Source organism: Rhodoferax sp. RT4P68 (assembly GCF_056521305.1).
The window spans coordinates 376,195-387,499 of record NZ_JBWMBB010000004.1 but is presented as its reverse complement, the minus strand read 5'-3'; the positions used below and the strand labels follow the sequence as shown (position 1 = coordinate 387,499).

Here is an 11,305-nt window from a genome sequence, read left to right as displayed (position 1 = left end):
CCCAGCTTTTTGGCGGCGCACGCGGCGCGCCCGGCACGGGCGTGCAAGGCGGTGGCGCAGTGGCGTTGCGGCATGGACATGGGGCGTGAAGTCTACCTGCGTCCGTCACAATCACGCCATGCTTTCGCCCCGCGTCACCATCCAGACGGCCGACTTTGACCTGGGCGCCGAGGTGGCCGCGCTGCGGGCGCAGGACGCGCGCATCGGTGCCGTCTGCAGCTTCCTTGGCACGGTGCGCGACCGCCACCCCGACGTGGCAGGCGCCGTGACCGCGCTGGAGCTGGAGCACTACCCCGGCATGACCGAGCGCGCCATCGAGGCCATGGTCGACGCGGCCTTCGCGCGCTTTGACATCCATGCCGCGCGCGTGGTCCACCGCGTCGGCCCGCTCCTTCCGCTGGACCAGATCGTGCTGGTCATCGTCGCATCGGCGCACCGCGGCGTGGCGTTCCAGGCTTGCGAATTCCTAATGGACTATCTCAAGACCCAGGCGCCGTTCTGGAAGAAGGAGCAGACCTTCGAAGGTGCGCGCTGGGTCGATGCGCGTGTCAGCGACGACGCGGCGCTCGCGCGCTGGGGCATCGCCGCGCGCAACGCCTGATCAATTCAGATAGCGCGGATTCGGCCTCAGCGGGCCGGGGGCCGTGTCGGGCTCCTGCCGGTCGCCTGGCATTGGCGCACGCCAATGGGCGGCGTCGATCGCCCGTTCCAGCAGGTGCGTGAAGCCGTGAATCAACGCGCCCTTCAGCTCGATCTGAAAGCCGCGTTGCGACGGGGTGTCGGGCAGCTTCTCTTGAAACACGATCTGCAGCGTGCCGGTAGGCTGGGGTGTGATGCGCACTTCGCTGACCAGCAACGGCTCGGCGCCCAAGGGCAAAGCGGCATCGGCCACGGCCTGGTAAGGGGCGGAAAAGTTGGACTGGCGCAGGGCGCTCTCGCGCTCGAACGCGCTGATGGTGCGGCGCGCCGTGGGGTCTGCCGGGGCCGGCCGGCCTTCGGCCGCTGCGGCCAGTTCTCCGGTCTGTACGATGGCCCGGCTCAGGGCCGGCCACAGGCCCAGCACCAGACGGCGCGTGAACCACAGGCGCAGTTCTTCCGCCTGTGCGGTGTTGATGCGCACGAGGATGCGGTCCTGCTCTTCGCGGTAGGTGACAGAGACCTGACGGATGTCCATTGCGCAGATTGTAGGCAGCGGCCAAAGGCCAGCCGGCGGGCCGCGCGCCCTTGAAAAGTCCCGCAACAGCCCTATGTCTTTGGCAGTCTCTGGAGAACTCGAACATGCGCATCGACAAACTCACCACCAAGTTTCAAGAAGCCCTGGGCGAAGCGCAATCGCTCGCCCTGGCCAATGACCACGCCTACATCGCGCCGCCCCACGTGCTGGTGGCCATGCTCAAGCAGGACGACGGCCCGCGCGCGCTGCTGCAGCGTGCCGGCACCAACGTGCAGGGCCTGCTGGCTGCGGCGGAGGGCGCTGTGAAGCGCCTGCCCCAGGTGCAGGGCCAGGACCAGATCACGCTGGACCGTGACATGGGCAGCCTGCTGCAGGCGGCCGAAAAGGAGGCGCTCAAGCGCGGCGATGAATACGTCGCGAGCGAGCTGTTCCTGCTGGCCTTGACCGACAGCAAGGCCGACATCGGCAAGCTGGTGCGCGACAACGGCCTCTCACGCAAGTCGCTGGAATCGGCGATCGACGCGGTGCGCGGCGGCCAGAAGGTCGACAACGCCGACGCCGAGGGCCAGCGCGACAGCCTGAAGAAATACACCATGGACCTGACCGAGCGCGCCCGCATGGGCAAGCTCGACCCGGTGATCGGCCGCGACGACGAGATCCGCCGCGCCATCCAGGTGCTGCAGCGCCGCACCAAGAACAACCCGGTGCTGATCGGCGAGCCCGGCGTGGGCAAGACCGCCATCGTCGAAGGCCTGGCGCAGCGCATCGTGGCCGGCGAGGTGCCCGAGTCGCTCAAGGGCAAACGTGTGCTGTCGCTCGACATGGCCGCGCTGCTGGCCGGCGCCAAGTACCGCGGCGAGTTCGAGGAACGGCTGAAGGCCGTGCTGAAGGACCTCGCCAAGGACGAAGGCCAGACCATCGTCTTCATCGACGAGCTGCACACCATGGTGGGCGCGGGCAAGGCCGAAGGCGCGATGGACGCCGGCAACATGCTCAAGCCGGCGCTGGCGCGTGGCGAGCTGCATTGCGTGGGTGCCACCACGCTGGACGAATACCGCAAGTACATCGAGAAAGACGCCGCGCTGGAGCGTCGCTTCCAGAAGATCCTGGTGGGCGAGCCGACCGTGGAGGCGACGATCGCCATCCTGCGCGGCTTGCAGGCCCGCTACGAGGCACACCACGGTGTGCAGATCACCGACCCGGCCATCGTGGCTGCGGCCGAGCTGTCGCACCGCTACATCACCGACCGGTTCCTGCCCGACAAGGCGATTGACCTCATCGACGAGGCAGCCGCCAAGATCAAGATCGAGATGGACTCGAAGCCCGAGGTCATGGACCGGCTGGATCGCCGACTGATCCAGCTGCAGATCGAGCGCGAAGCCGTGCGGCGCGAGAAGGATGAGTCCTCGCAGAAGCGCTTTGGCTTGATCGAAGAGGAGATCGCCAAGCTGCAAAAGGAGATCGCCGACCTGGACGAGGTGTGGCAGGCCGAGAAGGCCGAAGCGCAGGGCTCCAAGGAGGTGATGGAAGAGATCGAGAAGGCGCGCTTCCAGGTCGAGGAGCTCAAGCGCAAGGGCGATTTCAACCGCGTGGCCGAGCTGCAATACGGCAAGCTGCCCGAGCTGGAAAAGAAGCTCAAGGAAGCGCAGGCCAAAGAAGCCGGCAAGAGCGGATCGGACACGCCGCGCCTGCTGCGCACCCAGGTCGGCACCGAGGAGATCGCCGAAGTCGTGGCGCGCGCCACGGGCATTCCGGTGTCCAAGCTCATGCAGGGCGAGCGCGACAAGCTCCTGCAAATGGAAGTCAAACTGCACGAGCGCGTCGTGGGCCAGGACGAGGCCATCACGGCGGTGGCCAGCGCCATCCGGCGTTCGCGTGCCGGCCTGTCGGACCCGAACCGGCCCACCGGCTCGTTCCTGTTCCTGGGCCCCACCGGCGTGGGCAAGACCGAGCTGTGCAAGGCGCTGGCCGGTTTCCTGTTCGACAGCGAAGACCACCTGGTCCGCATCGACATGAGCGAGTTCATGGAGAAGCATTCGGTCGCGCGTTTGATCGGCGCGCCGCCCGGCTACGTGGGCTACGAGGAGGGCGGCTACCTGACGGAAGCCGTGCGCCGCAAGCCCTACAGCGTGCTGCTGCTCGATGAGGTCGAGAAGGCGCACCCCGATGTGTTCAACGTGCTGCTGCAGGTGCTGGACGATGGCCGCCTGACGGACGGCCAGGGCCGCACTGTGGACTTCAAAAACACCGTGATCGTGATGACCAGCAACATCGGTTCGCACATGATCCAGGCCATGGTGGGCCAGGACGCCGAGGACATCAAGGACGCGGTGCAAGGCGAGTTGAAGAACCATTTCCGGCCAGAGTTTCTGAACCGCATCGACGAGACCGTGGTCTTCCACGGCCTGGACGCCCAGCACATCGAGGCGATTGCCGCGATCCAGATCCGTGTGCTGCGCGAACGCCTGGCGCGCATGGACCTGACGCTGGATGTTTCCCCTGCGGCGCTGGGCGAATTGGCCAAGGTGGGCTTCGATCCGGTGTATGGTGCTCGTCCGCTGAAGCGGGCGATCCAGCAGCGCATCGAGAACCCGTTGTCCAAGCTGCTGCTGGAAGGGCGCTTTGCGCCCAAGTCGGTGATCCCGGTGGACGTGGACCCGATCCGCTCGCCTGGTGAGTTCCGGTTTGACCGGGTGGTGCATTGATGCAAGCCAGTCTGCAAGGGAGTGCAAGGCCTGTGACTGATTTGATTGCAGGCCTGTTGCGCCTGTTGCTGCAAGCAGCCTTGCTCATCGCCGGCTTGGTGGTGGCGGCGAGCCTGATGGTCGCGGTGGCCGTGCTGGCCGTGGTGTTCGGCTTGCGCTTGCTGTGGGCCAAGATCACCGGGCGGCCGGTGCTTGCGTTCGGCCTGGGCATCGACCCCACGGCAAGCTGGCGGCGCTACCGTACGTGGCAGCAGACCACCACCCGCCGGCCTGACCGCTCGGATGGTCGTCGTCCGGGTGAAGCGCCTGGCGCGATCACCTCGGAGATCGAAGACGTGGAGCCCAAGGACACGCGACCACACTGATCCCGCACGACGGCCCTTCGAGCACACGAATCCTGACGCCCGCTTCGCGGGCGTTTGTCTTGTGGGGCCGCTTGTGGCCTGTCGTGACGCTCGATCGTGTGACTGACGTGCCATAAAACCTTCACACCGGTGTCATTGAAGCGCAGCAACATAGCGATCGCAAGCCAGCTTCGCGCCAGCCACCACTGCGGTTGCGCGGAGCTTTTTCCATCCCTATCAGGAACAAGCCCAGATGAGCGCACTCGACCACGAAGACATTCCGACGAACACCAGTGCCAATCAGCACTTCAATGAAATCGTGGAACACGCCCGTTCGCGGCGCGGCTTCTTGAAGACCGGCCTGGGCGTGGGCGCCGTGGGCTTTTTCGGTTTGGGCCTGACCGCCTGCGGTGGCGGTGACGACGATGACACGCCCGAAGTCATGCTGGGCTTCACCCAGGTGGCCGCAAACACGCTGGACGCGGTCACCGTACCGGCCGGCTACAAGCATGCGGTGTTCTGCCGATGGGGCGATCCGCTGTTTGCCAATTCGCCGGCCTGGAAGCCCGACGCCACGAACACCGCCGCCGACCAGGCCCTGCAGATCGGTGACAACCACGACGGCATGCACTTCTTCCCGCTGACGAAGGACAACAGCACGGAAGGCCTGCTCGTGATGAACCACGAGTACATCAACCCCGAATACTTCTTTCCACCGGACGTGCACACGGGCGCCACGCCCTGGTCGCTGGAACTGGTGCGCAAGGGCCAGCACGCACACGGCGTATCGGTGGTCCATGTGCGTCTGGTGAGTGGCAACTGGCAGGTGGTGATCCCCTCGGCCTACAACCGCCGTATCCACTTGAACACCCCCATGCAGCTGACCGGTCCGGTGCGCGGCCATGCGCTCGTGCAGACCAGCGCCGACCCGGCCGGCGAAATCTCGCTGGGCACGTCCAACAACTGTGGCAACGGCTACACCATGTGGGGTACCTACCTCACCTGCGAAGAGAACTTCAACGGCTACTTCGGCACCACCAGCGGCAGCGACACGCGCGACGCCAACATGCGCCGCTACGGTATCCCGGCCGCAGGCTCTGGCTACCGTTGGGAAGAGTTCGACGACCGCTTCGACTATGCGAAGGAGCCGAACGAGGCCAACCGCATGGGCTGGATCGTCGAGATCGACCCGTTCGACGCCACGTCGTTGCCGAAGAAGCGCACCGCGCTGGGCCGCATCAAGCACGAGAACGCCGCGCAGACGCTGGCCAAGGACAAGCGCGTCGTGGTCTACATGGGCGACGACCAGGCCAACGACTACGTCTACAAGTTCGTGTCCACCGGCATCTACGACGCTGCCAACGTTGCCAACAACCGCAACCTGCTGGACAGCGGCACGCTGTATGTGGCCAAGTTCGGCGCTGGCGCGACGCTTGGCGACATGATGGGCACGGGCGAGTGGGTGGCCCTGGTGCCCTCCACCGTGACGACCGACAGCAGCACGCTGGGCGCCAAGTTCGGCGACCTGGGTGGTGTTCTGGTCAACACCCGCCTGGCGGCAGACGCCGTAGGCGCCACCAAGATGGACCGGCCCGAGTGGGTCACCGTGCACCCGGACAGCGGCGAGGTCTACCTGACGCTGACCAACAACAGCGGCCGCACCGCAGTGGACGAAGCCAACCCGCGCCCCAGTAACATCTACGGCCAGATCATCCGCTGGCGCGAAGCTGGTCAGGATGCTGCGGCATTGACCTTCGAATGGGATCTGTTTGTCATGGCCGGCAACCCCGCCAACCCCGCGGGTGGACTACAGGTGGGCTCGTCCAACGTCAACGCAGCCAACCTGTTCAACAGCCCCGATGGCCTGGCCTTTGACGCCGATGGCCGTCTGTGGATCCAGACGGATGGCAATTTCTCCAACACCGGCAACTACGCCGGCATGGGCAACAACCAGATGCTGGTAGCCGACCCCGTGACCAAGGAGATCCGTCGCTTCCTGGTCGGTCCATCGGGCTGCGAAATTACCGGCATCACCTGGACACCCGACCAAAAGTTCGTGTTCATCAACGTGCAGCACCCCGGTGAATATGGTGGTCATCCGCGCCGGCCCACGGTGCCCACGGGCACCAGTGCAGACTTGTACGCCGCGCAGAATCCGATGGCGTTGTCAAACTGGCCCGACAACGGTGCCGGTGGCAGACCGCGCCCCGCCACGGTGGTGATTTGGAAAGAAGACGGCGGCAAGGTCGGCACCTGACAGCCGGCGACGCGCGCTGAACAAAGCCCCGGGCCTGACGGCGTCGGGGCTTTTCTTCGTGCGTATGCCAGCGTGCGTCAAAAGCCGCTGCATTGATGGTGTGGGAGATATTCCCCTACAGGGAAATTGGTCGGGGTGAGAGGATTCGAACCTCCGGTCTCTACGTCCCGAACGTAGCGCTTTACCTGACTAAGCTACACCCCGTAGGCAGCGTTGGATCCGTGTCTCAGGATCTTCGCTGCAACAGTTGAGCCGCCAATTGTAGCAAAGCCTCGGTGTAGGAATTGCGTGGAAAGTGCCGCGTGGCCTCGACCGCACGGCTGGCTTCGACCGCGGCAGCTTGCCGCGTTACATCCAGCGCCCCGGTGTCGCGCACGATGCGGATGATGGCCTCGATGTTGTCCACAGCGCCATTCTCGATCGCCAGTTGGATCGTCTCGCGCTGCGTCGCGGTGCCAAGGCGCATGGCAGCAATCAACGGCAGGGTGCATTTGCCTTCACGCAGGTCGTCGCCCAGGTTCTTGCCCATTTCCGCTGGCGTCCCGTCGTAGTCCAGCACGTCATCGATGACCTGGAATGCCGTGCCCAGGGCCTGACCGTAATCCGCGCACGCCTGCTCCAGCGCCGGGTCGCACTTTGCCAGAATGGCCGCCAGGCGCGTGCTGGCTTCGAACAGCTTGGCGGTCTTGGAGCGGATGACCCGCAGATAGCCGGCCTCGTCCAGCGTCGCGTCGTGCATGTTGACCAACTGCATGACTTCGCCTTCGGCGATGACGTTGGTGGCCTCGGCCAAGGTCTGCATGATGCGCATGTCCTGCGCCTCCACCATCATCTGGAAGGCGCGGGAATACAGGAAGTCGCCGACCAGCACACTGGCGGGGTTGCCGAACGCTTCATTCGCGGTCGCGCGTCCCCGGCGCAAGGTCGAGTCGTCCACCACATCGTCGTGCAGCAGCGTCGCCGTGTGGATGAACTCCACCACGGCCGCCATGTTGAAGCGCTGCGCCGAGCTGTAGCCAAGTGAGCCGCACATCAACAGCAGGATCGAGGGGCGCAGACGCTTGCCGCCGGCCGAGATGATGTACTGCGCGACCTCACCAACCAACGGCACCCCGGAGCTCAGGCGCTGGGAGATCAGCCGGTCGACGTCGAGCATGTCGTCGGCGATGAGCGCAACCGCTGCGGCGGTGCTGGAAGAATGAACGGACAAGTTGCAACCCGGAAAAGTTGGCGGATTATAGGAAGGCGGGCATCGCCCCCAGAGGAGCGGGGCATGGTGAACAAGTCAAGCTAGGCGCGGAGTGCTATACTGTTGGGCTTCGTGGAAATTCGTCCGCCGAAGACTCATACTCCTAAGAGGTCCAACATGTACGCGGTCATAAAAACCGGCGGCAAGCAGTATCGCGTTGCTTCCGGCGAAAAAATTAAAGTAGAACAGATTGCTGCGGATGTAGGCCAAGAGATCGTGATCGATCAAGTTCTCGCAGTCGGCAACGGCGGCGAGATCAAGATTGGTACGCCCTTGGTATCCGGCGCAACCGTCACGGCAACTGTCGTGGCGCATGGCAAGCACGACAAGGTTCGCATCTTCAAGATGCGCCGTCGTAAGCACTATCAGAAACGTCAAGGTCACCGTCAACAGTTCACCGAACTGCAGATCGGTGCGATCGCCGGCTAAGAGGTACAGGTCATGGCACAAAAAAAAGGCGGCGGCTCTACGCGCAACGGTCGCGACTCCAAGCCGAAGATGCTGGGCGTCAAGGCTTTCGGTGGCGAGTTGGTCAGCGCAGGCTCGATCATCGTGCGCCAACGCGGCACGCGCTTCCATCCCGGGGCCAACGTCGGTCTCGGCAAAGACCACACTTTGTTCGCGCTGGTCGACGGTCACGTCTCCTTCGCTGTCAAGGGTGCGTTGAACCGGCAGGTGGTGCAGATCACCGCAGCGGCCTGATCGCTTCGGCGGTCCGTGCTGGAAGCCCCGCTCCGCGGGGCTTCATCGTTTGTGGGGCTGTACTTTTGTAGACTGGGTGGACCATGAAGTTCGTTGACGAAGCCTTTATTGACGTTGCCTCTGGCGACGGGGGGGCCGGCTGCGTTTCGTTCCGCCACGAGAAGTACAAAGAATTCGGTGGCCCCAATGGCGGCGATGGTGGGCGCGGCGGTCACGTCTTTGCCGTGGCCGATCCCAATCTGAACACGCTGGTCGACTACCGGTTTTCGCGCCGGCATGAGGCCAAGCGCGGTGAGCACGGCATGGGCTCAGACATGTTTGGCGCCGCGGGCGACGACATCACCCTGCGCATGCCCGTGGGCACCATCATCACCGACGCCGAGACCGGCGAGCAGTTGTTCGAATTGCTGGTGCCGGGCGAAGTCATCACGATCGCCAAGGGTGGCGATGGCGGCTTCGGCAACATGCGGTTCAAGAGCGCGATCAACCGCGCACCGCGGCAAAAAACGCCGGGCTGGCCTGGCGAGAAGAAGCAGCTCAAGCTCGAACTCAAGGTGCTGGCCGACGTGGGGTTGCTGGGTATGCCCAATGCCGGCAAGTCCACACTGATCAGCGCCGTGTCGAATGCGCGTCCACGCATCGCGGACTACCCGTTCACCACCTTGCACCCCAATCTGGGCGTGGTGCGCGTGGGCCCGGAGCAAAGCTTTGTGATTGCCGATCTGCCCGGATTGATCGAGGGTGCTTCCGAGGGCGCGGGCCTGGGGCATCTCTTCCTGCGGCATCTGCAGCGCACGCGCTTGTTGCTGCATATCGTGGACATTGCGCCCTTCGACGATGCAGTCGATCCTGTGGTGCAGGCACGCGCCATCGTCAATGAACTGAAGAAGTACGACGAGTCTCTCTACAAGAAGCCGCGTTGGCTGGTGCTCAACAAGCTGGACATGGTGCCGGTGGAGGAGCGCGCCGCCCTGGTCAAGGATCTCGTGCGGCGTCTGCGGTTCAAGGGCCCGGTCTTTCAGATCTCGGCTCTGAATCGCGAGGGGTGCGAGTCCCTGGTTCAGGCCGTCTTTCAGCACATCCATGCGCAGCAGGCTGCCGAACATACGCCGATCGAGATCGATCCGCGCTTCGTCGAACAGCCCAAGCCCTGACCCGTTGAACTTATCGACCGGCTCGCAGCGGAGCCGGCTGCATCCATGACATCCATCGCTCCATCGACTCTGCTGCGTGATGCGCGGCGCATCGTGGTCAAGGTCGGCTCCAGCCTCGTCACCAACGAAGGCCGCGGTCTCGATGACGCTGCGATCGGCGAGTGGTGCCGCCAGCTTGCCGTCTTGGTGGGCGGTGGCGGCACGGCCAAGGGCGCAAAGTCGCGTGAGCTGATCATGGTCTCCAGTGGCGCCATCGCAGAAGGCATGAAGCGCCTGGGGTGGAGCACGCGTCCCCGCGAAATCCGCGAGCTGCAGGCCGCCGCTGCGGTCGGTCAGATGGGGTTAGCGCAGATGTACGAGAGCAAGCTGCGCGAGAACGGCTTGCGCAGTGCCCAGGTGCTGCTCACCCACGCTGACCTGGCGGATCGTGAGCGCTACCTCAACGCGCGTTCCACGCTGCTGACGCTGCTGCAGCACAGCGTCATCCCGGTGATCAACGAGAACGACACCGTCGTCAACGACGAGATCAAGTTCGGCGACAACGACACGCTGGGCGCTTTGGTCGCGAACCTAGTGGAAGCCGACGCGCTGGTGATCCTGACCGACCAACGCGGGCTGTACTCGGCCGATCCACGGCGCGACCCGGCCGCGACTTTCATCCACGAAGCCAAGGCCGGCGACCCGACCCTCGAAGCCATGGCGGGCGGCGCTGGCAGCAGCATCGGACGGGGGGGCATGATCACCAAGATCCTTGCCGCCAAGCGAGCGGCCGGATCCGGTGCATCGACGGTGATCGCCTGGGGGCGCGAGCCGGATGTGCTCTTGCGGGTGGCCCAGGGCGAGTCCATCGGGACGTTGCTCGTCGCGCAAACCCAGAAGATGCAGGCTCGCAAGCAGTGGATGGCCGATCACTTGCAGCTGCGCGGTGCCGTCGCGGTGGACGACGGCGCGGCTGTCAAACTGCGACAGGACGGCAAAAGCCTGTTGCCAATCGGCATGACGGCGGTGGAGGGCGATTTCTCACGCGGCGACGTCATCGCCATTGTGGATGCGAGCGGTGTCACGATCGCACGTGGGTTGGCGAACTATGCCAGTGCAGAGGCGCGCTTGTTGTGCCGCAAGCCGTCCGCAGAGTTCGAAGCCCTGTTGGGCTACACGGCCGAACCCGAGATGGTCCACCGCGACAACATGGTGCTGAATCGTTAGCCCGCACCACCGGGCTGGCGCTCAGCCCGGGTAGACCGTCGGCGCAGGGTTCTTCAGCTGGCGCACCATGTCGTAAACCGACGTCGGCGGCGCCTTGCTGTCGCAGCCGCCTTGGCGTGCCAACGCCAATGGGTGCTGGATGCGACTGGATTCGTAGACCGAGCGCCACTGTGGCGTCGCCACCGACGACCAACGGCTGTCGTTGAACCGGGCGTACAACTTGTACTCGGCCGTGCCACAACGCAGCCCCTCATACATGGCGGTCATGGCGCCACCTGGACTGCTTGCCACGATCACATAGCGCACGACGCCATCCTTGCCAATGGAGATCGTTGCCGGATCGATGCCGTACCGTAAGCTGCCCCGCGCATCGACGTCGACCGAGATCAGCTTGGCCACATCGAACGCGGGTGCCGGCGGGGATTCCGCTTCGCTCCAGACGGGCTCGTCTGGCACATTGTTCTGCGCTTGCGCGGGCACCATGGAGGCCAGCGCCATCCATGCGGGCAGGCAA

11 protein-coding genes and 1 tRNA gene are annotated in these 11,305 nt (G+C 64.7%); 8 read left to right on the top strand and 4 right to left on the bottom strand.

Annotation, left to right across the window (positions count from 1 at the left end; all coding sequences use genetic code 11):
- Positions 1 to 118: 118 nt before the first annotated feature.
- Positions 119 to 601 (top strand): molybdenum cofactor biosynthesis protein MoaE, encoded by a 483-nt coding sequence (locus AC099J_RS11175; protein ID WP_479615309.1) that lies wholly within the window; start codon positions 119 to 121, stop codon positions 599 to 601.
- Here AC099J_RS11175 and AC099J_RS11170 read toward each other — a convergent pair whose 3' ends face one another.
- Complete coding sequence (locus AC099J_RS11170; protein ID WP_479615308.1) at positions 602 to 1,174, bottom strand: hypothetical protein; 573 nt, start codon at positions 1,172 to 1,174, stop codon at positions 602 to 604.
- A gap of 104 nt (positions 1,175 to 1,278) precedes the next feature.
- Between AC099J_RS11170 and clpB the strand changes: the two genes are divergently transcribed.
- The 3 genes from clpB to AC099J_RS11155 all read left to right on the top strand — a co-directional run bounded on the left by clpB (position 1,279) and on the right by AC099J_RS11155 (position 6,480).
- Positions 1,279 to 3,879 (top strand): ATP-dependent chaperone ClpB, encoded by a 2,601-nt coding sequence (clpB, locus tag AC099J_RS11165; RefSeq protein WP_479615307.1) that lies wholly within the window; start codon positions 1,279 to 1,281, stop codon positions 3,877 to 3,879.
- Between the two features lie 32 nt (positions 3,880 to 3,911).
- Positions 3,912 to 4,244 carry a hypothetical protein gene (locus AC099J_RS11160; protein ID WP_479615306.1) on the top strand — a complete coding sequence of 111 codons (333 nt, stop codon included), beginning with the start codon at positions 3,912 to 3,914 and terminating at the stop codon, positions 4,242 to 4,244.
- A gap of 232 nt (positions 4,245 to 4,476) precedes the next feature.
- Complete coding sequence (locus AC099J_RS11155; protein WP_479615305.1) at positions 4,477 to 6,480, top strand: PhoX family protein; 2,004 nt, start codon at positions 4,477 to 4,479, stop codon at positions 6,478 to 6,480.
- Positions 6,481 to 6,607: 127 nt separating this feature from the next.
- On the opposite strand, the gene AC099J_RS11150 is transcribed toward AC099J_RS11155, so the two are convergent.
- Positions 6,608 to 6,684 (bottom strand) — tRNA-Pro (locus tag AC099J_RS11150).
- Positions 6,685 to 6,706: 22 nt separating this feature from the next.
- On the bottom strand, positions 6,707 to 7,690 hold the full coding sequence (locus AC099J_RS11145; RefSeq protein ID WP_479615304.1) for a polyprenyl synthetase family protein: 984 nt from the start codon (positions 7,688 to 7,690) through the stop codon (positions 6,707 to 6,709).
- Positions 7,691 to 7,846: 156 nt separating this feature from the next.
- Between AC099J_RS11145 and rplU the strand changes: the two genes are divergently transcribed.
- From rplU to proB, 4 genes are all read left to right on the top strand, one after another.
- The gene (gene rplU, locus AC099J_RS11140; RefSeq protein ID WP_479615303.1) at positions 7,847 to 8,158 is read left to right on the top strand and encodes a 50S ribosomal protein L21; all 312 of its coding nucleotides are present in this window, start codon (positions 7,847 to 7,849) and stop codon (positions 8,156 to 8,158) included.
- A 12-nt stretch (positions 8,159 to 8,170) separates the two neighbouring features.
- Complete coding sequence (rpmA, locus tag AC099J_RS11135; RefSeq protein ID WP_479615302.1) at positions 8,171 to 8,431, top strand: 50S ribosomal protein L27; 261 nt, start codon at positions 8,171 to 8,173, stop codon at positions 8,429 to 8,431.
- Between the two features lie 83 nt (positions 8,432 to 8,514).
- Positions 8,515 to 9,585 carry an Obg family GTPase CgtA gene (cgtA, locus tag AC099J_RS11130; protein ID WP_479615301.1) on the top strand — a complete coding sequence of 357 codons (1,071 nt, stop codon included), beginning with the start codon at positions 8,515 to 8,517 and terminating at the stop codon, positions 9,583 to 9,585.
- 45 nt (positions 9,586 to 9,630) lie between these two features.
- Positions 9,631 to 10,791 (top strand): glutamate 5-kinase, encoded by a 1,161-nt coding sequence (gene proB, locus AC099J_RS11125; RefSeq protein WP_479615300.1) that lies wholly within the window; start codon positions 9,631 to 9,633, stop codon positions 10,789 to 10,791.
- 21 nt (positions 10,792 to 10,812) lie between these two features.
- Here the strand turns inward: proB and AC099J_RS11120 are convergent, their stop codons facing one another.
- Entirely contained in the window at positions 10,813 to 11,289 is a 477-nt protein-coding gene (locus AC099J_RS11120; RefSeq protein WP_479615299.1) for a CNP1-like family protein, read from the bottom strand.
- Between the last annotated feature and the right edge of the window lie 16 nt (positions 11,290 to 11,305).